The following is a 24,651-nucleotide window of genomic DNA, read 5'->3' as shown; positions in this document are numbered from 1 at the left end:
CCTGAAGGAAGAAAGCGAGAAAATCCTTGATCATCCTTCAGGAGTTGAGGTAAAATCAAGGATTTTTATCCAAATTATAATTCAACCCGGGATTCGCATTTATAGCATATTTGTATATTTAATGCAGAATATTGCTGAACATGGACAAAACCAAAGAGAAAATTTACGAGATTATTTTTGAGGCCGACACGCCGGGCGGCAAACTTTTCGACGTGGCACTCCTGTTCATCATTATTGTCAGCGTTGCACTGGTGCTGCTGGAAAGTGTTCCTGCCATCCGCAATAATCATCAGCAATTATTGCGTATTTTGGAATGGTGTATTACCATTATTTTCTCCATCGAATACATTCTGCGTGTTGCCATTGTAAAAAAACCATTGCGTTACATTTTTAGTTTCTATGGCATTATCGACCTATTATCGGTTTTACCTACCTACATTGGACTGGTCGTTGTTGGGTCGCACAGTTTGGTGGTGATTCGAATACTCCGATTACTTCGTGTTTTCAGGATTTTAAAACTTACACGTTACACCGAGGCAGGCCGTTCGCTGGCAAAAGCCCTTTGGCACAGTCGCGAAAAAATAAGTGTTTTCATCTTTTTTGTATCCATGCTGGTTATTATTATCGGAACTGTAATGTACCTTGTTGAAGGCCCTGAACATGGATTTACCAGCATTCCAAAAGGAATATATTGGGCAATCGTAACACTTACTACCGTTGGCTATGGCGACATCAGTCCGGGAACACCGCTGGGACAATTTCTGGCCAGCGTTGTTATGATTATGGGTTACGCCATAATTGCCGTTCCAACGGGTATTGTTACTGCCGAGATCATCAATCCCACCACTGAAAAAAATACACAGGTTTGCCCACAGTGCCTGCATCCATCGCACGACGACGATGCTGTTTTTTGTAAGAAATGCGGTACACGAATCAATCCATGACATAAAAATAGTGATACCCTCACTCGGAGTGAGGGTATCACTAACCATGTTCCGTTAACAACCTCATTGCAATTGTGAATATTTAAATTCCGGAAATCGGAAGCAGTTCTTTCTGAACGATTATTTTTGTGAGAAATATTTGAAAAATGAGGCAGTATTTAGATCTATTGGAAACCATTTTAGAAAAGGGAGCGGTTAAAGAAGACCGCACGGGAACAGGAACAATCAGTCGCTTTGGGCACCAAATGCGTTTTGATTTGAGCGAAGGTTTTCCGATGGTAACAACAAAAAAACTGCACCTGAAATCGATCATTTACGAGCTACTTTGGTTTTTGAAAGGCGACACCAATATAAAATATTTGCAGGATAACGGGGTACGCATTTGGAACGAGTGGGCCGACGACGACGGCAACCTCGGGCACATTTACGGTTACCAGTGGCGAAGCTGGCCAACACCCGATGGCGGCCATGTTGATCAAATCTCTCAGGTAATTGATGCCATAAAAAATAATCCTGATTCGCGACGCCATTTGGTTAGCGCCTGGAATGTTGGAGAGCTCGACAAAATGAATTTGCCGCCCTGCCACATTCTTTTCCAGTTTTATGTTGCCGACGGGAAATTGTCGTGCCAGTTGTATCAACGAAGTGCCGATGTATTTTTAGGTGTACCTTTTAACATTGCATCATACGCATTACTAACGATGATGATGGCTCAGGTTTGTGATCTTGAACCGGGCGATTTTGTACATACTTTTGGCGACGTTCACATTTATTCCAATCATGTTGAGCAGGTAAAACTGCAACTTACACGCGAGCCTTACAAACTGCCGGAAATGAAAATCAATCCGGATGTAAAAAGTATTTTCGACTTTAAATTCGAAGACTTTGAACTGGTTGGTTACCAGTCGCACCCACATATTAAAGGAGCTGTTGCCGTTTAAAATCTATTTAAAATGACAAATAAAATTCAAAAGAATATCTCGATAATCGTTGCCATTGCCGAGAACTTTGCCATTGGCAAAAACAACGACCTGCTGTTTCATTTACCAAACGATTTGAAACGCTTTAAAGAAATTACCAGCGGCCACACCATTATTATGGGGCGTAACACTTTATTGTCGTTGCCAAAATGGCCGTTGCCAAATCGCCGGCACATTGTAATTACCGATAAACAAGACGATGTTTTTCCCGGTTGTGAAACGGTTTTTTCCATCGACGAAGCCATTGAAAAAGTGAAAGATGAAACGGAAGCTTTCATCATTGGCGGAGGAATGATTTACAAACAGTTTTTCCCTCTGGCGGGCAAACTTTACCTTACGCTGGTACACCAATCTTTTGATGCCGACACATATTTCCCCGAGGTTAATTATGCCGAGTGGAACGAAATAAAACGCGAAGATCTGCACGACGAAAAGAACAAATTTGACTATTCTTACCTTGATTTAGAACGAAAATAATTTTTGCGTTTGTAGCTTATTGAGCTACTCAAATTTAACATCATGAGAAAAAAAACTGCTTTGGTTGTGGCGCTATGCGCTGTCAGCCTGTTTTTGTTTGCCCAAAAACCACTGATAAATCTGAGGTACGAGCAAAATTACACGCCCACTTACGACGAAGTAATTGAAATGTTCCAACTGCTCGATTCGAAGTATGAAAATGCAACATTCGTTGAAAATGGTTTTACCGACATTGGAAAACCATTGCACACCTTCGTTATAAACAGTGAGCCCGAGTTCAATCCTGAAACAATAAAAGCGCAGGGAAAATCAGTTTTGCTCATTAACAACGGTATTCACCCGGGCGAACCGGAGGGAATTGATGCCAGCCTGCAGTTTGCCGACGATATTCTCCGTAACAAAAACGGGATGCAAAAGTGGCTCGACAATACTGTTATTGTTATCATTCCGGTGTACAATATTGCCGGACATCTGAACCGCGGGAAATACAACCGCGCCAACCAGGCTACACCATACGAAACCGGTTTTCGTGGAAATGCAAAAAACCTGGATCTGAACCGCGACTTCTCGAAATGCGATTCAGAGAATGCCCGGTCGATCAATAAAATTTTCAACCAGTGGGATCCCGATGTATTTCTGGATACGCACACTACCAACGGCTCGGATCACCAATACAGCGTCACCTGGATCACACCTTTCCCTGATTATTTTCCACCGGCACAAGAGCAGTTTCTACGCAGCCAAATGATTCCCGACATGTTTGAGAAAATGGATGAAGGCGAATACAAACTCACGCCATACGTTAACTGGCTGAATTACGAGCCGCTGTCAGGAATCCTTCTTTGGCAAGACTCGCCAAGGTATTCGTCGGGTTACGCGAGCCTTTTCAACAGTTACGGAATGATGACAGAAAATCACGTGTATAAAGACTTTGCCGACCGCGTAAAATCGTGCTACCAGTTTATCGTTGCACTAAGCGAGTTCACCTCAGAAAATTCGGAAGAAATTATTTCAAGCCGCAAACAAGGAACGGAAGAATTGCTGGCAATGAAAACTTATCCTATCAGCTATAAAGTTGATACCAGTAGTTACAGCACATTTACTTTCGACGGTTACGAAACCAGCGAAGAAATTATTGATAAAGTTACCGGCCTGCCACGCTTTGGCTACGACCGCTCGAAACCACTTTCGAAAGAAATTCGCTATTACGACAGCTACAACACGGTAGAAGAAATTACCGTTCCGGAGTACTACGTTCTTCCACAAGGCTGGATCGAAGTGATTGAAAGATTACAGCTGAACGGAATAGAAATGGCACCGCTAAAAAATGATACAATAATGGAAGTGACTGTTGATTATATCGATGAATATTCGAGTCCGAAAAATCCTTTTAACGGTCATTATTTCCATAACGAAGTGACTACCCGCAGCGAGGTCCAGCAAATTAACTATTACGCCGGCGACCTGCTGATTCCAGTTCGCCAGAATAGAATGAAATATATTTTGGAAATGCTGGAGCCCAAAGCAATGGACTCATTTTTCCGCTGGAACTTTTTTGATTCAATTCTTGATCAGCGAGAATATTTCTCGTCGTATGGATTTGAAGAAAACGCGCTAAAATATTTAAATGAGCATCCGGAATTCAAAAAGCAGCTGGAAGAAAAACGCAAAGCTGATCCGGAATTTGCAAAGAACCATCGAGCACAATTAAGCTACATTTATAACAATACCGAATGGGCCGAAAAAACCTTCAAACGTTACCCGGTAGCAAAAATCTATTAAAAGTAAAAAAGGCTTGATTTCTAATAAATCAAGCCTTTTTTATTATGAAAGCAGTTTTCCTAAATTCGCAAACTTGTTGTTGTAATCTTCAACCGAAAGTTTGATCACCTCGAGCGCTTCATCGTGCCCGTAAGTTGCCGCAATTTCAGTGTTCGAATCAACACCCGGCATATCCTTGTACGTAAGGAAATAATGCTCCAAACGCTGGATTACAATTTCAGGTACTTGTGCCACATCGGTAAAATGACCATAAACTGTGTCGTTATCCAAAACTGCAATAATTTTATCATCAGCCTGGTCGCCGTCAATCATTCGGAAACCACCAATCGGACGAGCAGTTACCAGCAAATCACCATGTGCCAGATCTTTTTCAGTTAGCACACAAATATCAATCGGGTCGCCATCTCCTTTTATTCCTTTTCGGTTCACTTTCTCCGAACAGTATTCGCCAACTTTGGTACCGCAAAAAGTTTGCGGAATAAAACCGTATAAAGCCGGAACTACATTTGAGAATTTTTGTGGCCGGTCAACGCGCAGATAACCACTATCCTTGTCAATTTCGTATTTTACCGTATCAGTTGAAACCACTTCGATAAAAGCGGTTAATTCTTCGGGGGCATTTTGGCCAATTGAAACGCCGTGCCAGGGGTGCGATTTATAACGCAATCCCATCAATCGTCCGATGGGATCGGAAAGTCTGTCTACCATCTTAGTTAAATTATGTTTTACTATTTCAAACCAATAGTACGACTTTTAGTTCATACTAATCGCCACAAAGGTCATTAAATTTTTGTTACGCCACAACTGTTTCGGCTCTATTTCCAGCTTTATCAACAGTGACCAGCGTAACATTGTCCGGCTTATCAAGTGTAATACTAAACGGCTGGCTTTTTAACAACTGAGGTTTGTGCTCAACCTTACCCAACAACTCACCATTCTGTAAAACTTCATAATGCGATATTGGCTCCTCATCTGCCAGCGCGGTGTTCCAGGTTAATTTACCATCCATAAATTTTACATCACGCGGAGGAGAAAGTTTCTCTTTCTCAATCACCTGAAAATAATTACTTCCGGGTTTCACGCTTTTGGCGTGCTCTTCAATTCGTTTTCGCTCTGCAGCGCTCATTCCATCAGGTTCTATCTGCGAAGCATAAAAGTTTTGTACCAGCTGGCATTTCATCGGATCATCGTCGATTTGCCCGATTCCGATAATCAAGGTATGCACTCCAGGCGTTGTTAGCGAATATTCGATAAGTGGTTTGCTCGGCAACTCGTCGGTACCCACTTTACGGAAAACATCGGCAGGCGTTTGCGACCAGCGCGGTTCTTTATGGTACATGGCAGCATCGGCAAAAACTTTCATACCGATTATTCCCATTCCTTTGGCTTCGGCAATCGGGATGACGTTATTCTGCATGTTCATTTTGGTTTTGTCGTTGGCATTTATCGATACCAGCATTCCATCCAAAATGCCGTATTCATCGCGCTGAATCATATCCATCATCGCCGGCGGATGAGCATGACCGGAAAATCCTATATGTTTGATCAGCTTTTCATTTTTCGGATTCATTCCTGTCAGGTTGGTGCCGTCGCGTAAATCGCGAAGTGCCACAAGCGCCCCAAAATTTCCATCCGGATCGAGCGGTGTTTCCAGCCCTTCGTAAAGCACATCAACTTCAGCGGCATTATTTAAAGTGTGGCACAAAACCATATCGAGATAAGCGCCATCCGGGTAATAACCTTCTCCATCGCCAAACAACTGCGTTAACGATCGTTTTACATCGTCAACCGCACACTTTACATTTTCTCCGTTCGACCAGTTGTTAACTCCTTCCCGCTCGGACCAGCCCGGTTTTCCCCAGCGCATAGCTGTTTTACTTGTCAGCCAGATTGACTTTCGCAGCGCTTCGTTGTAACCATCTGCCCCGGGAATCAGGTTCAGGTGTTTAAAAGCTTTATGGTAATTGAGTTGGCTATCTGCATAGAGGTTTGACGTATCGAAATAGTTAACGCCCAAATCAAATGCTTTAAGGATAATTTTTTCAGGCTCAACATCGTCGGGAGTCCATTGAATCGAGGCCTGCCCTCCAAGACCAAGTGTGGTTACATCAAAGCCAAGTTTGCCAAAAGGGCGTTTCATTGGCTCCGGTAATTTTTCGGTATTGCAAGCGCCAAGCGACATTGCAGAAACCGCAGCGGTTGTTGCTGCCGAAACTTTGATAAAATCTCTTCGGGAAACTGGATACTTTTTTGATTTAGTCATGACAAGTTGATTTTGATTTCTATAAAATTAATGGAAATCAATTGAACTACCTAGCGTTAAGTCAATTCTTAAGTTTCGGGTACGTCATTCCGAACTTGTTTCGGAATCTATATTATTTAAAAGATGCTGAAATAAATTCAGCATGACGTGTCAAAGTTATACAGCCGACTTAACATTTGTATCCAGGTCCAAAACTACGTTAGCATAAAACAGAACGACACTAATAACTCACAAATCCGGCAAGCGCATAAACCAATGCAGCCTGCCAGTTAATTGCAATTTCGTTTTTGCTGTACGAAGCTTCTTTATCCTCCCAATCGGTTGCCGAGTGGCCGCCGCCAACGAGATATCCCGGCCAGGGCGCCTCAATATTATCGGCTCCTGAGCGGCGGTCGTGCGGATGCATCGGCGGATTGATTCCCAAACCGGTAACGTACGATCGATTATAGTAATTCTTCCCGAAAATATGATCGACAATACCAATGGCCGCTTGTTTATATTTTGGGTTTGGCTGAATCAGATTCGCCACCTGTAAGTTTAACGTTTGGCGGGCAACAGTTCCGTTGCATCCCCAGTAATATCGTCCACCAAGCGCACGCGAATACACATCCGTTTTCCCTTTTTCAACAATGGCATCAGCATTGGCAACAATATTCTTTCTGATGTTTTTTTCCACCTCCGAATTTTTCCCCTCTCGCGAAGAAAGTGCGTACGAATACATCGCCAGGTTCGATACATTTTGCCAGTCCCAGTCTTCTTTTATTTCATAATCGATGGCGGCTGCACGTTTTTCAAAGTCTTTAAGACAAGCTTCATCGCCGGTAGTTGCCCAAAGTTCGGCAGCTGCCCACAAACGATCATCCTCATCTTTCGACTGGTAACCACCGGTTTCAAAATCACCTTGCTCAAAACGTTTATACTCCGGGCTTTCCTGCAGAAAACGATAACTCACCCAGGCAGCATCCAAACATTTTTGTGCATACACCGCATCGTAGGGTTTAAAGTAGCGGGCTGCCATAGCCATTATTCCCACAAAATCGGCAGTTGCCGCCGAACTCCATTCCGTAAAATAGCGCTTGGCATCATCATCGCTGGCCATTATAAAACCTGAAAAATTGGTGCGTGTAAGTTTATGTGAAACCCTGCCCGAACCATCAGGATACTGCATTTTTAAAATCCAGTCGGTTTCCCATTTTAGCTCTTGCAGAAAATCGGGAAACCCGGGTGCTGTTTCGGGAATATCCAAATCCATTTTTTCCAGCTGAGGTTGAAAATGTTCCCACGCATAAAACAAAACTCCCATTGAGATCCCTGCATTTACCACATATTTTCCGTGGTCACCGGCATCGTGCCAACCTCCTGTTCCGTCGCGTTTCGAACCTTTTTCTCCAATATAGTCTTCAAAGGCATCATCCAGGTGACAAACATCCTGATGATAATGATTGCCGGCGAACTCGCCATCAACGGCCATTCCGCAGCGCCATAAATAAAAAGCGCGCATACTTGTTACTGCTGCAAAATTGAATGCATCGTTTGCTATTGAAAATTCATCCGATCGCCCAACTCCGGGTACCTCCAGGTAATAACTACCCGATTTTTGAACGGCTGAAAAATCAACTTTCCAGACTTCCTGATCTACATCTTTCTGATAGCTTGGCCCGGTAGTTTCTCCTTCAAAAACAATGTCTCCGGTAGAAACAGAAATAACTTTAAACGCAGTGCAGGATTGCGAAATAACAGCCGTTTTAGGGCCATCAGTTAGAAAACCCAGCGAGTTTAAATGAATGTTTTGTGCGAACAGTGTTGGAATAATGCTCAGGCAAAAGAGCACCAAAAGAACAGGCTTCTTCATTTTGTGGTTTTATTGATTTAGACCACTAAGATATAAAATTAGCTTATTGTTTAAAAGACAGAGTGCATGATAATAGTCCGGGGCTTTATAGATATAACATATACAGCACCAGGCTCGTTTTATACGTTCAGCGGTTACAAACCGCTGAACCCTAATATCATTCTGCGCTAATCAGCGAAATCTGCAAGCAATTTCTTCTCAGCGGATATCAGCAAAATCAGTGTTATCAGTGTTCCAAAACATTTTCGAGTGATAGCCTCACTTCGAGTGAGACCATCACCAGGGTGCGGTTACCCACCCCAGTTCTCCCGATCCAGACTGCGGTAATGAATGGCTTCCGAAAGATGATCGGCCTGCACATGCTCCGCACCCTCGAGGTCGGCAATGGTACGCGATACTTTTAGAATACGGTCGTAAGCACGGGCCGAAAGACCAAGGCGATCCATTGCATTTTTAATCAGGTTATTACTTTCATTGTCGAGCACTACATATTCGCGTATCAGTTTCGAGGTCATTTGTGCATTGGCGTAAACTCCCTGATGTTCAGCAAAACGTTTCTCCTGAATTTTCCGGGCAGTTAACACCCGATCGCGAACGGCCTCACTATTCTCCGACGATTCCATTTCCGACAATTTTTTGAACGGCACGGGAACTACTTCCAGGTGAATATCGATACGATCGAGTAGCGGCCCCGAAATTTTATTGAGGTATTTCTGCACCACTCCCGGCGCACAAACACACTCTTTTGTGGGGTGATTGTAATATCCACACGGACACGGATTCATGGAAGCCACCAGCATAAAACTTGCCGGGTATTCCACCGAAAACTTAGCCCGCGAAATGGTAATATTCCGGTCTTCCAGAGGCTGGCGCATTACTTCCAGCACTGTTCGTTTAAACTCGGGCAATTCATCCAAAAACAAAACGCCATTGTGTGCCAACGAAATTTCTCCCGGTTGTGGATAATTTCCGCCGCCAACAAGCGCCACGTCAGAAATGGTGTGGTGCGGACTCCGGAACGGCCGCCGTGTCATCAATGATGTTTCTTTATCAATCTTTCCAACCACCGAATGAATCTTAGTGGTTTCCAGTGCTTCTTTTAACGAAAACGGAGGCAATACCGTAGGAATCCGTTTCGCTAACATCGTTTTTCCTGATCCGGGAGGGCCGACCAAAATTATATTGTGACTTCCCGCCGCTGCAATTTCCAAAGCACGTTTTACATTCTCTTGACCTTTTACATCTGAAAAATCGAGCGGATTATTATTCACCTGTGCATAAAACTCAGCGCGAGTATCAATTACCGTTTGTTCCAAACTTCCTTCGTCGTTTAAAAAGTCGATTACTTCGCTGATATTCTCTGCTCCATAAACTTTCAAGCGGTCGACAACGGCAGCTTCGCGTGCGTTTTGTTTGGGCAGAATCAGGCCTTCAAACTCTTCTTTTCGCGCATTAATAGCGATGGGCAAAACGCCTTTTATGGGCTGTAAAGTTCCATCGAGAGATAGTTCGCCCATTAAAACATACTTCGATAATTTACGTGATTAATTTGCCCCGATGCGGCCAAAACAGCGGCAGCCAGCGGCAAATCGTACGCCGATCCTTCTTTCCGAATATCGGCCGGAGCCATGTTAATAATGATTTTCTTTTTAGGCCATTTGTAACCATTTAAGCGCAATGCAGATTCAATGCGTTGCTGACTTTCTTTCACAGCACTGTCGGGCAGGCCAACAAGCAGGAATTTAATTCCGGTGGTTACATCAACTTCAATGGTAATAGTAGTGGCATCGATTCCAAAAACTGCGCTTCCGAAGGTTTTAACTAACATAAACGGGGATATTATTGATAATCAGCTAAAATTAATGATTTTACCCGACATTAAAAATTGTATTGTTTACTGAATATTACTTTACTTTCGCGCACCAAGCGATTTACCGGCAAGTTGCAACAGAATGCACTACTTTTGCAATGGTATTCAATTAAACTTTGAATGAGCAGCATGAAAGATTCAGTAGCAGATGCACAGTCGGCCGGGAATACTCTTCTTGAGATCGGTGCATTATTAATGAGTTCAGGAGCCAGTACACACCGCACACGCGTTACGATGAAAAGAATTGCCCAAAGCCTCGGGTATGGAATAGAGTTACTTATTACACAACGGGCTTTGATGCTGACCATTATTGAAAAGGATCAGCAGTACTTCTTTAGCCGCATGAAACGAATCTCTCCGCTTCACCCAAATTTTAAAATGGTAAGCGGAATCAGCCATTTAAGCTGGAATGTAAAAGAACAGAACTGGGGAGTTGAGCAGATAAAAGACGAATTACAACGCTTAAAATCGCTACCCAAATATCCACGCTGGTTACTGTTAGTAATGGTAGGTGCTGCCGGTGCCGGCTTCTGTAATCTTTTTGGTGGCGATGCATTAAACATGGGCGTTTCGTTTATTGCAACTGTTGCCGGGCTTTTCGTTCGGCAGGAAGCTGCACGCAAAAATTTCAATCCCTATCTCTGTGTGTTTTTTGCCGCTTTGGTGGCATCGTTTCTTGCGGGATTATCGGAACATTTCGAAATTGGCGCCGATCCCGAGAAAGCCGTTGCAACGTCGGTGCTTTTCCTGGTTCCCGGAATACCACTGATAAATTCGGTAACCGATATGATTGACGGCAATATTCAAAACGGTGTTGTTCGGGCGATTAATGGATTAATGATTGCTTTTGCAATTGCATTCGGACTTTTTACTTCAAGAATGATCTTAAATTTCTGACATGATAGTACTCGAAATACTAACAAAAGCTTTTTGGTCGGGCATTGCAGCCGTAGGTTTCGCCATTCTTTTTAATGTGCCCAAACGTACACTTTTCCCCATTGGAGCAATGGGTGCCATCGGCGGATTTATAAAATTTGGCAGCATGTTTTTGGGAATCGGAATTGTTTTAGCATCGTTTATCGGCGCATCACTCATAGGAATTATCAGCATACAAATGGCGCATATGAAAAAAAGCCCGCCACTGATTTTTTCTATCCCGGGAGTGATTCCAATGGTACCGGGAGCTTTTGCTTACCGGATGATGTTAGGATTTATCGCACTTATTGATCTTGAGGACAAAGACGTTTATATACAAACACTTATCGATACAGTTAACAACGGTGCAAAAATGATTTTCATACTTATTTCGCTGGCTATTGGCGTATCGATACCCATGTTGATCAGTAGAAAAGAAACGATAAAAAAATTGAAGGAGACTACGAATTAGAGCGTCGTAGTTCGCGAGGTAGAAGCTAAATTCGACTAATATAACTTCTTACGTTTTACCAGATAAGAAAATAAAACCTCTTTAAAATCTTTGTTGATGTCGGCTTCGGCCAAATCGATTTGGTATTGCCCGCACTTTACTTTCAGGTCTTCGAAATAATCGCTAACCGTATTGGTGTAATGCTCTTTTACTTCCGATGGATTGAACTTAACAACCTGCCCACTCTCCAAATCAACAAACTTGTGCGGACGATTACTAAAATCGAATTCACGCTCTAACGAATGATCGGTTACATGAAAAAGAATAACCTCGTGTTTGTTGTAACGCAAGTGTTGCAGTGCCGAAAACAACTCGTCGTTTTTCGAGCTGTCGAGCATGTCGCTGAAAATAATTACCAGCGACCGTTTATGAATATTCTCGGCAATTTGGTGAAGTACCTGCGTGGTGTTGGTGGTTTTTCTCAAACTGGCATTTTCGGGCTGAATGAGCTCCGAAAGTTTTCCGTACATCACTTCGGCATTTACCGATGAAATTCGTGGCGAAGAATGAAACTCAATTTCGTCGGAAAAAAGTGTCAATCCAACTGCATCGCGCTGTTTGCGCATCAGGTAAATAAGTGCGGAAGCCGTGTAAACCGAGAAAGCCAGTTTATTGTGTAAATGCTTTTTCCCTTTTGTATAAGGGAACAACATGGATGAAGAAGTATCGACAACCAACTGACAACGCAGGTTGGTTTCCTCTTCGTACTGTTTTACGAAAAGTTTGTCGGTTCGAGCATACAATTTCCAGTCGACGTGTTTGGTCGATTCACCTTGATTGTACAACCGGTGTTCAGCAAATTCAACCGAAAATCCATGAAACGGACTTCGGTGCAAACCGGTAATAAAACCTTCAACAACCTCGTGAGCAACCAGCCCCAGATTATCGAAACGGTGAAATTGTTCTATGTCGATCAGGTTCTTCAAAATGATGAAAAGAAAAGCGATGTCGTTTTATTGAACACCCTTCGATTCGGCTCAGGGTGACAGTCAGACAGAGCGAAGTCGAAGTCTGGTAATTCAAAATAAAAACTGTCATTTCGGGTAGCAAGAAAAGCCGGATCTTTTATTGAAAAAGATTTCTCCTCCTGCGTCGTCGAAATGACAGCTCAGATAAAAATGCTATTACAGCAGCGCGTTAAGCTTGTCAACAAAAGCTTGTTTTGGAGCAGCACCAACTTGTTTGTCAACCACTTCGCCGTTTTTCACAAACAATACTGTAGGAATGTTTCTGATTCCGTATTTCATTGCTACATCCTGGTTGTTGTCAACATCAACTTTGCCAATCACTGCTTTGCCTTCGTACTCAGCAGACATTTCTTCAACAATCGGTGCAATCATTCTGCAAGGGCCACACCAAACTGCCCAAAAATCGATCATCACCGGTTTGTCCGAACTCATTACCAATTCTTCAAAATTGGCATCTGTAATTTCTAAAGCCATATCACTATTTTTTATTATTGTATATCGTTTCTCAGTTCTACAAAACTAATTAATTCTGTAACTCATTTCCGGTTGTTCATCAAAAAAGTTCAGAAAACTATCCAAAGGATTTACCCTTGTAGTTCTTGAAAACATTTCAATGTACATATTGTTCTCGGGATCAAAAACATTAAACTTCAGCAGCGCCTTTCCCTTGTATTCACCGGCCATCTGATCGACACGTTTTACGAAGTCTTCAGTCAATGCTTTTAGCGGCACGTTAATAGTTAAACTTTTAATGTATTTCTCGCGCACATCGTCGAGCAGTTCAATGCTGTTCACTTTGTACTCGTAAAAATCGCTGTTAAAACGCTGTTTTACCGAGCCTTTTACCATAATAAAAATTCCCACTTTGCAGAACTTACTAAAGTTTACATAGTCATTCCCAAAGAAGAAAAGTTCTTTTGAATCGGTGTAGTCCGTAAGCGTCATAACGGCATACATATTTCCGTTTTTCGACTGCCCCTCGCGCGCTGCAGTTACCATTCCGCCAAAAGTAAAATCCTTACCCTGATATTTCGAGATATCGTTGTTCAGGTCTTTCAGCGCCACATCTCTCGAGCAGAAATTGGTAATTTCCAAACGGTAATCGTCGAGCGGATGTGCAGTTAAATAAATACCGATCAGGTTCTTCTCTTTCTCCAGCAGAATTAGTTTTGCCCACTCGTCAACTTTTGGAATTGGCGGTTTTTGAATATCCTGTCCGCCTCCCATTCCACCAAACAGACTTTGTTGTGCACTGTTTGCTTCAAGCTGAACGCGGTTACCATATCGAATCAGTTTTTCGATAAAATTGGTATCGTCGTTTTCATTTTCGCCGGCAAAAAAGCAACTGCGGTTTACCCCTTCCAAATTTGTGAAAGCACCTGCCATTGCAAGCGCCTCGAGGTTCTTTTTGTTAACGGCCTGTAAGTTTACGTGCTCCACCAATTCGTAAATGGTTTTAAAATGACCGCGTTCGTTACGCACGTTAATAATGTGCTGAACCGCTCCGGAACCAACCCCTTTAATAGCCCCCATTCCAAAACGAATATCGCCTTCTTTGTTTGCCGTAAATTTGATAAAACTCTCGTTAATATCCGGGCCAAACACATTTAAGTTCATGCGTTTGCACTCGTTCATCAACTTGGTGATATCGACAATATTATTGAGGTTTCGGCTAAGGTTGGCAGCCATAAACTCTGCCGGATAATGTGCTTTCAGGAAACCGGTTTGGTAGGCAATGTAAGCATAACAAACCGAGTGCGATTTGTTGAATGCATACGAAGCAAACGCCTCCCAGTCTTTCCATATTTTATTAATTACTTCCTCAGTATCTTTTCCTCTGTTTTTGCATTCGTCAACAAACTGCCGGTTGGCTTTACAACCATCAACAAACTTAACTTTAAGCTTTTCCATCACCGACATAATCTTTTTACCCATCGCCTTACGCAGCGTATCCGAGTCGCCTCGGGTAAAGCCGGCCAGCAAACGCGAGAGTAACATCACTTGCTCCTGAAAAACGGTAATACCATAGGTGTCGCTCAGGTATTCTTCCATCATTGGCACATCATAATCCACTTTCTCCCGACCGTGTTTACGCGCAATGTAATTCGGAATGTATTCCATTGGTCCCGGACGATAGAGCGCGTTCATGGCCACCAAATCTTCAAAGCGGTTTGGCTTCAAATCGCGCAGGTGTTTTTTCATTCCGTCCGATTCAAACTGGAAGATAGCCGTGGTTTCGCCATGACTAAAAAGCTCGAATGTCTTCTCATCATCGAGCGGAATTTCGTTTATCGGCACTTCAATTCCTTTCGACAGTTTGATGTTTTCCAGACACTCTTTTATAATCGACAAGGTTTTCAACCCCAGGAAGTCCATTTTCAGCAAACCGATGTCTTCCACAAAACGACCATCATACTGCGTTGTTAGCAGATGTTCTTCGTCTTTGGTAGGCATCAACGGAATATGATCGGTCAGCGGATCGCGACTGATCAGGATTCCACAGGCATGCACCCCGGTATTTCGCACCGATCCTTCCAGCTTTTCAGCATAAGTCAGCGTATCAACAACCAATGGAATAGGTGAATCTTTTTCCCGTGCCAAATCGGGACTTTCTTTAAAAGCCTTTTTGAAACTCATTTTCGGAGCCTCGGGCACCAACTTTGCCAAACGGTCGGCTTCGGGTAATGGCAGTTTTAACACACGCGCCACATCACGGATCGACGACTTGGTAGCCATCGTACCGAATGTACAAATGTGCGCCACTTTGTCCTGCCCGTATTTGTCGGTAACATATTCCAGTACCAGTTGTCGCCCGTCATCATCAAAGTCGATATCGACATCGGGAAGCGATATACGGTCAGGGTTCAGGAAACGCTCGAACAGCAGGTCGTATTTAATCGGGTCGATGTTGGTAATTCCGGCGCAATACGATACTGCCGCACCGGCAGCCGATCCACGTCCCGGACCAACGATCACGCCGTTATCTTTTGCCCAGTTAATAAAATCCTGTGTGATAAGGAAGTAACCGGGATAACCCATTGTCTTAATGGTATTCAGCTCAAAAATCAGGCGTTCTTCCACACTTTTTTCAAGCGGGTCTCCATAACGTTCTTTTGCCCCTTCGAAAGTAAGGTGCTCCAAAAACGCCGATTCCAGTTTCACACGAATTACCTTATCGTATCCGCCAAGGCGTTCGAATGCCGAATCGCCAAATTCCTTGCGCAAATCAGCCTCTGAATATTTCTCCTTAAAACCTTCTTCTGTTCCAATTTCTTCAGGAATGGGGAACACCGGCATAATCGGCGAGGCATTCAACTCAAAAGGCTCAATTTTTTCGGCAATTTCGTTGGTGTTTGCCAGCGCCTCCGGAATGTCTTTAAAAAGCTCATTCATTTCGGCCTGCGTTTTAAACCACTCTTGTTTGGTGTAACGCATCCGGTTCGGATCGTCGAAATCTTTCCCGGTATTTAGGCAGATCAACAAATCATGCGCTTCTGCATCCGATTCGTTTGTGAAGTGAATATCGTTGGTAGCAATTAGTTTCACACCCAACCTTTTTGCCAGCGGAACCAGTTGCTTATTTACTTTTACCTGCCAGTCGTAAACCTCCTCGCGTTCGCGTTGCGATTGCGCCGGATGTCGCATCAATTCCAGGTAGTAATCCTCGCCAAACAGGTTTTTATACCAGAGGACGGCCTCCTCGGCTGCTTTAAGGTTATTGGCCATTATATGCTGCGGAATCTCGCCTCCCAAACAGGCCGACGATGCAATCAATCCTTCGTGATGTTTCTCGAGCAGCTCTTTATCAATACGCGGTTTATAATAAAAACCGGTTGTGCTGGCAGTCGATATTAGCTTGATCAGGTTGATATATCCTGTTCTGTTTTTTGCCAGCAAAATAAGGTGATGCCCCGAGCGGTCGACCTTATCGCTTTTATCTTTAATCGTGCGGGAAGCCACATAAGTTTCACACCCTAAAATCGGTTTAATCTCAGCCTTCGAACAGGCGGCATGAAACTCTTTGATACCAAACATTGATCCGTGATCGGTTAAAGCCAAAGCCGGCATATTATCCGATTTTGCTTTGCCTACCAGGTCGCTGATGCTGGCAGCTCCGTCGAGAATTGAGTATTGCGAGTGTACGTGTAAATGCGTAAATGGAACCATAAAAACTGTGCTAAAAAAGTTTTTAAAGATACCAATTCTCTCCCCCTTATGCAGGTGATGTTAATAATTTTTGATGGAATTTTTGGAGCAAAAAAAAGCCCTGATGTTCGATCAGGGCGCTAGTCAATATTTTCGGCGATGAGCTTTGCCAGTTGCTCCATTTCCTCTGGAGGGAATTTTGTTTTGTCGGCAAAGTTCAGCAAATCGTGTTCGCTTTGCATGGGCACCAAATGAATGTGTGCATGTGGCACCTCAAGACCCAAAACCATTACTCCTACTTTTTTGCAGGGAACAGCTTTTTCCAATCCTTTGGATACTTTTTTGGCAAACATTTGTAACCCGGCGTAGGTTTCATCATCCAAATCAAAAAGGTAGTCTACCTCTTTTTTCGGAATTACCAAAGTGTGTCCTTTTGCAGTTGGGAAGATATCGAGAAAAGCAAAGTAATTCTCGTCCTCAGCTACTTTGTAAGAGGGGATCTCACCATTGATAATTTTTGTAAAAATGCTTGCCATTATTTTTTAAAGTGAAATTTCTACTATCTCAAAAGGTATAACTCCTGACGGAACTTTAATTTCAACCACATCGCCAACTTTTTTGCCCATCAAACCTTTGGCAATTGGCGTTTCTACCGACAACTTTCCCTCTTTCAGATTCGCTTCACTTTCGGGAACCAAAGTATACTGCATGGTAGCATTATTCTTTTTGTTCTTGATCGTTACTTTATTCAGAATCTGAACTTGTGATGTGTCAATTTTCGACTCGTCGAGAATACGAGCATTGGCCACTTTATTTTTTATCTGGGCAATTTTAGCTTCAAGCATACCCTGGGCATCTTTTGCTGCATCGTACTCGGCATTTTCCGAGATATCACCCTTTTCAATGGCCTCGCCAATCTGCTTCGAAATTTTTGGGCGCTCAACAGTCATCAAGTGCTCCAGCTCTTTCTTCAGCTTTTCTAATCCGTCTTTCGTCAAATATGTTACTTCGGACATTTTGTATCCTCCTTTATTTAATTGTTTCGCCTTTAAGTAGGCATAAAAAAATAGAAAGAACCCCGATTTGCCCGGAACTCTTCCTAATGCAAAATTATATAATTTCTTGAATATTAAAATATTCTAAGCAAAAAAATATCGAAAATGGGTGATTTTTACGCAGTTAGACATATTTTCTATTGATAATCTCACTATATATCACGGCTTTCTTCAGCGAAAACTTCTCGCCCATTATCAACACCCCCTTTTTCGATTTTTCTGTCCGTTTCATTTTTGGTTTTAGCGGCGCCGATTTTTTTGCTTCGGTACTGTATTCGAATTTTGGCTTAGCCTCCCGAACCGGCTCAGGTTTTACTACTTCCTCCTGAATAACCTGCGGCTGCGGCTGGTAAGGAACATCTTCATTGTCATCCATCAGCATCTCCCAAAAATTCTGCGTATCGTCGGCCGGAGGAGCTGGTTGTCCGGACGCGGCATTCTTTTTACGCGTTTTATTTAGGATGCCAAAAACGGCAACTATAAGCGTCAGTATGATAACAACTATATCATCCATAATTTTCTATCAGCAATAAATTGTACTTTTGGCTGTTCAGTTTATAAAAGTACGAAACGCGCACGGAAATAAAAACTTTCGCGTTAAAGAATAATAAAACAAAGTTAGCATCATGCAAAATAAGAGCAACAGCAGGAAGTCGGTTTATTCAGGGATGAAGTATTTGTTTCTTATTACATTTACTTTTTTTATGTATTCGTCGTGCAACGAGATCGATTCGGAAATTCCGGATGTTTGGGTAGGGTTAAATATCGACCTTAACCTTTTTAACGAACTAACCGTGCCGGGCAACTCGGCCTATTTCCCGAACCAGGGATTTGGAGGCGTTATTATTTATTGCGAAATAGAAGGCTCGTATTATGCTTTTGATGCGGCTTGCACCAACGAAATTAGTCCATCATGCAGGGTAGCAAACGAAGGCGCTGTAGGAAAATGCTCGTGTTGCGAATCGGAATTTATTTTTATTGGAGGAACACCAACAAAAGGTCCGGCAGCTGCTCCGTTAAAACAGTACAACACTTCGCTTAGCGGAAATATGCTCCGCGTATACAATTAAAAATGGGCTCCACAAAAGTGAAACCCATTTTCTATCTGATAAAATTTCTTTTTAATATCTGTAGTGCTCCGGCTTAAACGGACCTTCTTTCGAAACGCCCAGGTAAGAAGCTTGCTTTTCGGTAAGCTCAGTCAATTTTACACCAATTTGTGCTAAATGCAAACGGGCAACTTCCTCATCCAGCTTTTTTGATAAAGTGTAAACACCAACTTCGTAGTTGTTCTCCCACAAATCAATTTGTGCCAGCGACTGGTTGGTAAACGAGTTACTCATTACAAACGACGGGTGTCCGGTAGCACATCCGAGGTTCACCAAACGACCTTCGGCCAATAAATAAATGCAATGTCCATCTTCGTAAGTATATTTATCAACCTGTGGTTTGATGTTTACTTTTTCGATTCCCGGCCATTTTTCCATTTTGGCAACCTGAATTTCATTGTCGAAGTGGCCAATATTACAAACGATCGACTGATCTTTCATATTTGCCATGTGCTCGGCAGTGATTACATCGCAGTTTCCGGTAGTGGTAACATAAATGTTTCCTTCAGCCAATGCATCTTCCATCGTTTTTACTTCGAACCCTTCCATGGCCGCCTGCAACGCACAAATCGGATCAATTTCGGTAACGATTACACGCGCTCCATAACTACGCATCGAGTGTGCACAACCTTTACCAACATCGCCATAACCGGCAACAACAACCACTTTCCCGGCAATCATTACATCGGTAGCACGTTTAATACCATCGGCCAGCGATTCGCGACATCCGTACAGGTTATCGAATTTCGATTTGGTTACCGAATCGTTAACATTAATGGCAGGAACCAGCAATTCGTTTTTCTCAGCCATCTGATATAAACGATGTACTCCGGTTGTAGTTTCTTCCGAAACCCCTTTCCATTCGGCTACCGTGCGGTGCCATTTCTGATTATCTTCTTTTAATGTTGTTTTCAGCAACTCAAGGATTACTTCTTCTTCTTCGCTTGACGCTTCAACATCCAAAACACTGGCATCTTTTTCTGCAGCATAACCTTTGTGAATCAACAAGGTAGCATCGCCACCGTCGTCAACAATCAATTGCGGACCTTTTCCATCAGGGAAACTCATTGCTTCGCGGGTACACCACCAGTATTCTTCCAATGTTTCACCTTTCCAGGCAAATACAGGAACTCCGGCTTTTGCAATCGCCGCCGCCGCATGATCCTGTGTTGAAAATATGTTACAGCTTGCCCAACGAACATCTGCTCCAAGGGCAACCAAAGTTTCGATTAAAACTGCAGTTTGAACAGTCATGTGCAAACTACCCATTACACGCACGCCGTCGAGCGGTTTGCGCGGGCCAAACTTTTCTCTGATGGCCATTAATCCCGGCATTTCTTTCTCCGCGATCTCAATTTCTTTTCTTCCAAAATCGGCCAATGAAATATCGGCTACTTTGTAATCTAGTTTTTCCTGAACTGACACAGTCATATCTTATTACTTTAATTTTTTCAAATGAAACACCTCTTAGCGAGGTACCAAATTCACTTTCATAATGATGAAAAACATTCATCAAATGCATTCAAATATCCCGATGAGCTGCGCTATCGGGATTCGTTCAACTTACATATTTCAATACACTACGTTTTTGAAATCTGAGTTTTACGAATAAAAAGGCGTGCAAAAATAACAATTTCTGCCACAAAAAAGTTGAAAATCAATGATAAGGATTAGTTACCAAGGTCGGAGAAGAATTTAACGCGCATCAACCGAATGTCATCTTCCGAGTATTCTTCCTCGCCTAATTCATCCAGGGCGTCCTGAATAGAGTCGGTTTCAGCCTCGCGGAAATATTCAAAAATATCTTCCTGATGATCTTCATCGATCACATCTTCAATGTAATAATCGATGTTTAATTTTGTGCCCGAATTAACAATCGCTTCCACCTCGCCGATCACATCGCTTACTTCAATTCCTTTTGAGTCGGCAATATCTTCAAACGACAATTTGCGGTCGATACTCTGAATAATAAACACCTTCATTTTAGATTTGTTGGCCACGGTGCGCACCACCAAATCTTCAGGGCGTTCAATCTCATTTTCATCCACATACGTTTTAATCAGCTTCGCAAAATCTTTACCATAGCGTCGGGCTTTTCCTTGCCCAACTCCCTGAATATTTTGCAACTCTTCAGTAGTTACAGGATATTGAATCGACATATCAGCCAACGACGGATCCTGGAAGATTACGAACGGCGGCAAATTGTGCTTTTTGGCAATTTTTTTTCGCAAGTCCTTTAACATGGCAAACAACTGTGGATCGCCACTTGCACCCCCCGATGGAGCACCTCCTGAACTTGCCGAGTCATCCTCTTCTTCATATTCGTGGTTTTTCACCAACATAAAACTATGTGGTTTTTCCAGGAACTCGTGTCCTTTCGGTGTCACTTTCAGCAAACCGTAATTTTCAATGTCTTTATTGATAATCCCGGCAACCATCGACTGGCGGAACACGGCATTCCAGAAACGTTCGTCGTGTTCTTTTCCTGTACCAAACGATTTAAGCGTGTAGTGCTTAAACGATTTTATGGCAGCCGTACTGTTTCCAATCAGGATGTTGGCAATATGGTCGCCTTTGTATTTCTCATTTACTTCAAGAATCGCTTTCAGTGCGGTAACAATTTCATCTTTCGCTTCAATCTGCTCTTTCGGATTCAAACAGTTATCGCAATTCCCACAATTATCAGTTCTGTAATGTTCGCCAAAATAATGCAATAATATAATACGTCGACAAATGGCCGACTCGGCATACGAAACAGTGTCGAGTAAAAGTTGTTTACCTATTTCCTGCTCGGCAACCGGTTTTCCGTGCATAAATTTCTCCAGCTTCTGAATGTCTTTATAACTGTAAAAAGTAATGCATTGACCTTCGCCACCATCGCGGCCGGCACGCCCGGTTTCCTGATAATAACCTTCCAGACTTTTTGGAATATCGTAGTGAATTACAAAACGCACGTCGGGTTTATCGATTCCCATTCCAAAAGCAATAGTAGCTACAATTACATCCACTTCTTCCATCAGAAATTTATCCTGATTTCCCGAGCGGGTGGCGGCATCCATACCAGCATGATAAGCAAGAGCTTTTATACCGTTCACCTGCAGGGTTTCGGCCAGCTCCTCAACTTTCTTCCGGCTCAGACAATATATAATGCCCGATTTACCTTCGTTTTGTTTTATGAATTTTATGATCTGCGTTTCGGTTTTCACCTTCGGACGCACTTCGTAGTAAAGATTCTCGCGGTTAAATGACGCCTTAAAAACCTTTGCATCCAAAATGCCCAGGTTCTTTTGAATATCGTGCTGAACCTTTGCAGTTGCGGTAGCAGTAAGTGCAACAATCGGCGACTTGCCAATTTCTTCAACAATTGGTTTTATGCGTCGGTACTCCGGTCTGAAATCGTGTCCCCACTCCGAAATACAATGCGCCTCATCAATGGCGTAAAACGATATCTTTATTTGCTTTAGGAATTCAATGTTCTCTTCTTTTGTCAACGACTCGGGAGCAACATAAAGTAGTTTTGTTTTTCCGGCCAGCACGTCTTCTTTTACCTGAGTGATGGCTGCTTTCGATAGCGAAGAATTCAGAAAATGAGCAACGCTGTCTTCGGCATGTGTTCCACGAATCGCATCTACCTGATTTTTCATCAGGGCTATTAACGGAGAAATTACAATTGCCGTGCCTTCCAAAATCAAAGCCGGTAACTGATAAATTAACGACTTTCCACCTCCTGTTGGCATTAACACAAAGGTGTCTTTTCCATCCATCACACTTTTAATCGCCTCTTCCTGTTGCCCTTTAAAACGGTCAAATCCAAAAAAACGCTGCAACTCTTCTGCTAATACAACTTTTTTACTCATATGTTCAATCTCCCAAATTCTGTAGCATAAGCAAATTCTAAATTATTAAAAGTAAGCAAAATGGCAATACAATTTAATAAATTTTATATTTTAAAATTTGATGTATTTAATAGAGACTAACATTATGTGAAAAGTTTGAGCAGTGCAATATATAAGTAATATTTGAGATTTTAAATGCGAAAAATTCGTGTACATTTGTGAAGTTTTTTTGAAAACCAGAATTCATGAGCGAAGAACGTACTACCAAAAAACAAGGGGAAGAAAGTTCGAAGGGAGAAATGTCCTTCCTTGAACACCTGGAGATACTTCGTTGGCACATTATCAGGTCGTCTGCGGCCATTGTTATTTTTGCCATCGTTGCATTTGTTATGAAATCGTTTATTTTCGATGTGGTCATTCTCAGTCCGCGGATGCCCGACTTTTGGACTAACCGTATGTTCGCCAAGCTGGGCGACCTTGTAGGATCGGAAGCCGTAAAAATTAATCAGGTACCATTAAAAATGCAGAGTATAAAAATTGCAGGGCAGTTTTCTACTCATATTATGGTGTCGATTATTGCAGGTTTTATTATGGCCTCGCCCGTTGTTTTCTACGAATTCTGGCGTTTTATAAAACCTGCTTTATACGAAAACGAACGTAAACATGCCGGTGGTGCTGTGTTCTTTACATCAATACTATTTTTAATGGGTATTTTGTTCGGTTACTATTTAATTGTGCCGTTATCCATTCACTTTTTAGGAACCTACCAGGTAAGTAGCGAGGTAGAAAACACGATTAACCTCCGATCGTATATCGGGTCGGTTACATCAATTTCGCTAGCTGCCGGAGTGGTTTTCCTAATTCCAATCTTCTCTTACTTCTTAAGTAAGGTAGGAATACTCACACCACAGTTTATGAAAACATACCGACGACATGCCTATGTTGTAATGTTGCTGCTTTCGGCAATTATTACTCCACCCGATATTTTTAGCCAGGTAATGGTTTGTTTCCCGCTGGTTTTCCTTTACGAAATTGGAATTGTAATCTCAAGGCGCGTAGTTAAAAATCGTGAAAAAGAGATGGAAGCCATGTAATTCCGTCAAAAATTGACGTTATTTGAACCATTATGATTCTTCGAGCAGAAAATATCGTTAAAAAATACCGAAAAAGAACCGTAGTAAAAGGAGTAAGTTTTCAGGTTGAGCAAGGCGAAATTGTGGGTTTATTAGGTCCTAATGGAGCCGGAAAAACCACGTCATTTTATATGATTGTTGGGTTGATTCAGCCGTTTTCAGGAAAGATCTTTCTTGATGACAAAGACATTACAAAACTTCCGGTGTATAAACGTGCGCAGCATGGAATTGGCTACCTGGCGCAGGAAGCATCGGTTTTCCGCAAACTAAGTATTGAAGATAATCTTCGTGCTGTTTTGGAAATGACCGATTATTCAAAAGAGTACCAAAAAGAAAAATTGGAAACACTACTCGACGAGTTCAGTTTAAACCATATTCGAAAAAGTAAAGGTATTCAGCTTTCGGGTGGTGAGCGACGCCGCACAGAAATTGCACGCGCACTGGCCATCGATCCGAAATTTATTTTACTTGATGAGCCGTTTGCCGGTGTTGACCCGATTGCGGTTGAAGACATCCAGCAAATTGTAATGAAACTGAAGGAAAAAAATATCGGTGTGCTGATAACCGACCACAACGTACATGAAACGCTGCGAATTACCGACCGCTCGTATCTCCTTTTCGAAGGAAATATATTAAAAGCAGGTAGTGCAGATGAGCTCGCAGCCGACGAAGATGTGCGTCGTGTATACCTTGGTCAGAACTTCGAATTGCGCTAAAATACATTTTTTGCAAATTTTTTATTTTTTTGTTTGCAGATTAAAAAATGTTTCTTTCCTTTGCAGCGCTAAAATAAAAACGGCGCTTTAAACG

22 protein-coding genes are annotated in these 24,651 nt (G+C 42.5%); 9 read left to right on the top strand and 13 right to left on the bottom strand.

Features of this window, described 5'->3' with window-relative positions:
- The first annotated feature begins 140 nt into the window (after window positions 1-140).
- From QZ576_RS13665 to QZ576_RS13650, 4 genes are all read left to right on the top strand, one after another.
- On the top strand, window positions 141-944 hold the full coding sequence (locus QZ576_RS13665; protein WP_297098096.1) for an ion transporter: 804 nt from the start codon (window positions 141-143) through the stop codon (window positions 942-944).
- Window positions 945-1,090: 146 nt separating this feature from the next.
- Window positions 1,091-1,885 carry a thymidylate synthase gene (locus tag QZ576_RS13660; RefSeq protein WP_297098095.1) on the top strand — a complete coding sequence of 265 codons (795 nt, stop codon included), beginning with the start codon at window positions 1,091-1,093 and terminating at the stop codon, window positions 1,883-1,885.
- 12 nt (window positions 1,886-1,897) lie between these two features.
- A complete protein-coding gene (locus tag QZ576_RS13655) occupies window positions 1,898-2,401 on the top strand; it encodes a dihydrofolate reductase (protein WP_297098093.1) in 504 nt (167 codons plus the stop codon).
- 42 nt (window positions 2,402-2,443) lie between these two features.
- Entirely contained in the window at window positions 2,444-4,183 is a 1,740-nt protein-coding gene (locus tag QZ576_RS13650) for a M14 family zinc carboxypeptidase (protein ID WP_297098091.1), read from the top strand.
- A gap of 42 nt (window positions 4,184-4,225) precedes the next feature.
- Here the strand turns inward: QZ576_RS13650 and QZ576_RS13645 are convergent, their stop codons facing one another.
- From QZ576_RS13645 to QZ576_RS13625, 5 genes are all read right to left on the bottom strand, one after another.
- The gene (locus tag QZ576_RS13645; RefSeq protein WP_297098089.1) at window positions 4,226-4,891 is read right to left on the bottom strand and encodes an inorganic pyrophosphatase; all 666 of its coding nucleotides are present in this window, start codon (window positions 4,889-4,891) and stop codon (window positions 4,226-4,228) included.
- Between the two features lie 85 nt (window positions 4,892-4,976).
- Window positions 4,977-6,446 (bottom strand): aldo/keto reductase, encoded by a 1,470-nt coding sequence (locus tag QZ576_RS13640; protein WP_297098087.1) that lies wholly within the window; start codon window positions 6,444-6,446, stop codon window positions 4,977-4,979.
- A gap of 220 nt (window positions 6,447-6,666) precedes the next feature.
- Window positions 6,667-8,298: a glycoside hydrolase family 9 protein gene (locus QZ576_RS13635; RefSeq protein ID WP_297098084.1), complete on the bottom strand. Its 1,632-nt coding sequence runs from the start codon at window positions 8,296-8,298 to the stop codon at window positions 6,667-6,669.
- Window positions 8,299-8,588: 290 nt separating this feature from the next.
- Complete coding sequence (locus QZ576_RS13630; RefSeq protein WP_297098082.1) at window positions 8,589-9,815, bottom strand: YifB family Mg chelatase-like AAA ATPase; 1,227 nt, start codon at window positions 9,813-9,815, stop codon at window positions 8,589-8,591.
- Window positions 9,815-10,126 carry a magnesium chelatase domain-containing protein gene (locus QZ576_RS13625; RefSeq protein WP_297098080.1) on the bottom strand — a complete coding sequence of 104 codons (312 nt, stop codon included), beginning with the start codon at window positions 10,124-10,126 and terminating at the stop codon, window positions 9,815-9,817. The genes QZ576_RS13630 and QZ576_RS13625 overlap by 1 nt, the downstream gene beginning before the upstream one ends.
- 171 nt (window positions 10,127-10,297) lie before the next feature.
- On the opposite strand from QZ576_RS13625, the gene QZ576_RS13620 reads away from it, so the two are divergent.
- Together QZ576_RS13620 and QZ576_RS13615 are read left to right on the top strand one after the other, a co-directional pair.
- Entirely contained in the window at window positions 10,298-11,065 is a 768-nt protein-coding gene (locus QZ576_RS13620) for a threonine/serine exporter ThrE family protein (RefSeq protein WP_297098078.1), read from the top strand.
- 1 nt (window position 11,066) lies between these two features.
- Window positions 11,067-11,555, top strand: coding sequence for a threonine/serine exporter family protein (locus QZ576_RS13615; RefSeq protein ID WP_297098077.1), 489 nt, complete (start codon window positions 11,067-11,069; stop codon window positions 11,553-11,555).
- Window positions 11,556-11,590: 35 nt separating this feature from the next.
- Here the strand turns inward: QZ576_RS13615 and QZ576_RS13610 are convergent, their stop codons facing one another.
- The 6 genes from QZ576_RS13610 to QZ576_RS13585 form a co-directional block, all read right to left on the bottom strand.
- Window positions 11,591-12,520, bottom strand: coding sequence for a DUF58 domain-containing protein (locus tag QZ576_RS13610; RefSeq protein ID WP_297098075.1), 930 nt, complete (start codon window positions 12,518-12,520; stop codon window positions 11,591-11,593).
- Window positions 12,521-12,718: 198 nt separating this feature from the next.
- Window positions 12,719-13,036 carry a thioredoxin gene (gene trxA / locus QZ576_RS13605; protein ID WP_297098073.1) on the bottom strand — a complete coding sequence of 106 codons (318 nt, stop codon included), beginning with the start codon at window positions 13,034-13,036 and terminating at the stop codon, window positions 12,719-12,721.
- A gap of 45 nt (window positions 13,037-13,081) precedes the next feature.
- Complete coding sequence (dnaE, locus tag QZ576_RS13600; protein ID WP_297098071.1) at window positions 13,082-16,729, bottom strand: DNA polymerase III subunit alpha; 3,648 nt, start codon at window positions 16,727-16,729, stop codon at window positions 13,082-13,084.
- Between the two features lie 119 nt (window positions 16,730-16,848).
- On the bottom strand, window positions 16,849-17,244 hold the full coding sequence (locus QZ576_RS13595) for an HIT family protein (protein ID WP_297098069.1): 396 nt from the start codon (window positions 17,242-17,244) through the stop codon (window positions 16,849-16,851).
- A gap of 6 nt (window positions 17,245-17,250) precedes the next feature.
- Complete coding sequence (greA, locus tag QZ576_RS13590; RefSeq protein WP_297098067.1) at window positions 17,251-17,724, bottom strand: transcription elongation factor GreA; 474 nt, start codon at window positions 17,722-17,724, stop codon at window positions 17,251-17,253.
- Window positions 17,725-17,887: 163 nt separating this feature from the next.
- Window positions 17,888-18,277, bottom strand: a complete 390-nt coding sequence (locus QZ576_RS13585; RefSeq protein ID WP_297098065.1) for a hypothetical protein — start codon at window positions 18,275-18,277, stop codon at window positions 17,888-17,890.
- 112 nt (window positions 18,278-18,389) lie between these two features.
- Here QZ576_RS13585 and QZ576_RS13580 point away from each other — a divergent pair, with 112 nt between their 5' ends.
- Window positions 18,390-18,833 (top strand): hypothetical protein, encoded by a 444-nt coding sequence (locus tag QZ576_RS13580; protein ID WP_297098063.1) that lies wholly within the window; start codon window positions 18,390-18,392, stop codon window positions 18,831-18,833.
- A 51-nt stretch (window positions 18,834-18,884) separates the two neighbouring features.
- Here QZ576_RS13580 and ahcY read toward each other — a convergent pair whose 3' ends face one another.
- Window positions 18,885-20,303, bottom strand: coding sequence for an adenosylhomocysteinase (gene ahcY, locus QZ576_RS13575; RefSeq protein ID WP_297098061.1), 1,419 nt, complete (start codon window positions 20,301-20,303; stop codon window positions 18,885-18,887).
- Between the two features lie 239 nt (window positions 20,304-20,542).
- A complete protein-coding gene (recQ, locus tag QZ576_RS13570) occupies window positions 20,543-22,729 on the bottom strand; it encodes a DNA helicase RecQ (protein ID WP_297098059.1) in 2,187 nt (728 codons plus the stop codon).
- A gap of 224 nt (window positions 22,730-22,953) precedes the next feature.
- On the opposite strand from recQ, the gene tatC reads away from it, so the two are divergent.
- Window positions 22,954-23,802: a twin-arginine translocase subunit TatC gene (gene tatC / locus QZ576_RS13565; protein WP_297098057.1), complete on the top strand. Its 849-nt coding sequence runs from the start codon at window positions 22,954-22,956 to the stop codon at window positions 23,800-23,802.
- Window positions 23,803-23,834: 32 nt separating this feature from the next.
- Entirely contained in the window at window positions 23,835-24,557 is a 723-nt protein-coding gene (gene lptB / locus QZ576_RS13560; RefSeq protein ID WP_367270492.1) for an LPS export ABC transporter ATP-binding protein, read from the top strand.
- Window positions 24,558-24,651: the final 94 nt, after the last annotated feature.

Origin of the sequence: uncultured Draconibacterium sp. (assembly GCF_913060805.1) — a bacterium.
In the GTDB taxonomy this organism is placed as follows: domain Bacteria; phylum Bacteroidota; class Bacteroidia; order Bacteroidales; family Prolixibacteraceae; genus Draconibacterium.
This window is presented reverse-complemented; position numbering and strand designations above follow the sequence as displayed.

Coding starts and splice junctions, on each gene's coding strand:
- QZ576_RS13665 (WP_297098096.1), top strand. CDS start 141: ATGGACAAAACCAAAGAGAAAATTTACGAGATTATTTTTGAGGCCGAC.
- QZ576_RS13660 (WP_297098095.1), top strand. CDS start 1,091: ATGAGGCAGTATTTAGATCTATTGGAAACCATTTTAGAAAAGGGAGCG.
- QZ576_RS13655 (WP_297098093.1), top strand. CDS start 1,898: ATGACAAATAAAATTCAAAAGAATATCTCGATAATCGTTGCCATTGCC.
- QZ576_RS13650 (WP_297098091.1), top strand. CDS start 2,444: ATGAGAAAAAAAACTGCTTTGGTTGTGGCGCTATGCGCTGTCAGCCTG.
- QZ576_RS13645 (WP_297098089.1), bottom strand. CDS start 4,891: ATGGTAGACAGACTTTCCGATCCCATCGGACGATTGATGGGATTGCGT.
- QZ576_RS13640 (WP_297098087.1), bottom strand. CDS start 6,446: ATGACTAAATCAAAAAAGTATCCAGTTTCCCGAAGAGATTTTATCAAA.
- QZ576_RS13635 (WP_297098084.1), bottom strand. CDS start 8,298: ATGAAGAAGCCTGTTCTTTTGGTGCTCTTTTGCCTGAGCATTATTCCA.
- QZ576_RS13630 (WP_297098082.1), bottom strand. CDS start 9,815: ATGGGCGAACTATCTCTCGATGGAACTTTACAGCCCATAAAAGGCGTT.
- QZ576_RS13625 (WP_297098080.1), bottom strand. CDS start 10,126: ATGTTAGTTAAAACCTTCGGAAGCGCAGTTTTTGGAATCGATGCCACT.
- QZ576_RS13620 (WP_297098078.1), top strand. CDS start 10,298: ATGAAAGATTCAGTAGCAGATGCACAGTCGGCCGGGAATACTCTTCTT.
- QZ576_RS13615 (WP_297098077.1), top strand. CDS start 11,067: ATGATAGTACTCGAAATACTAACAAAAGCTTTTTGGTCGGGCATTGCA.
- trxA (WP_297098073.1), bottom strand. CDS start 13,036: ATGGCTTTAGAAATTACAGATGCCAATTTTGAAGAATTGGTAATGAGT.
- dnaE (WP_297098071.1), bottom strand. CDS start 16,729: ATGGTTCCATTTACGCATTTACACGTACACTCGCAATACTCAATTCTC.
- QZ576_RS13595 (WP_297098069.1), bottom strand. CDS start 17,244: ATGGCAAGCATTTTTACAAAAATTATCAATGGTGAGATCCCCTCTTAC.
- greA (WP_297098067.1), bottom strand. CDS start 17,724: ATGTCCGAAGTAACATATTTGACGAAAGACGGATTAGAAAAGCTGAAG.
- QZ576_RS13585 (WP_297098065.1), bottom strand. CDS start 18,277: ATGGATGATATAGTTGTTATCATACTGACGCTTATAGTTGCCGTTTTT.
- QZ576_RS13580 (WP_297098063.1), top strand. CDS start 18,390: ATGCAAAATAAGAGCAACAGCAGGAAGTCGGTTTATTCAGGGATGAAG.
- ahcY (WP_297098061.1), bottom strand. CDS start 20,303: ATGACTGTGTCAGTTCAGGAAAAACTAGATTACAAAGTAGCCGATATT.
- recQ (WP_297098059.1), bottom strand. CDS start 22,729: ATGAGTAAAAAAGTTGTATTAGCAGAAGAGTTGCAGCGTTTTTTTGGA.
- tatC (WP_297098057.1), top strand. CDS start 22,954: ATGAGCGAAGAACGTACTACCAAAAAACAAGGGGAAGAAAGTTCGAAG.
- lptB (WP_367270492.1), top strand. CDS start 23,835: ATGATTCTTCGAGCAGAAAATATCGTTAAAAAATACCGAAAAAGAACC.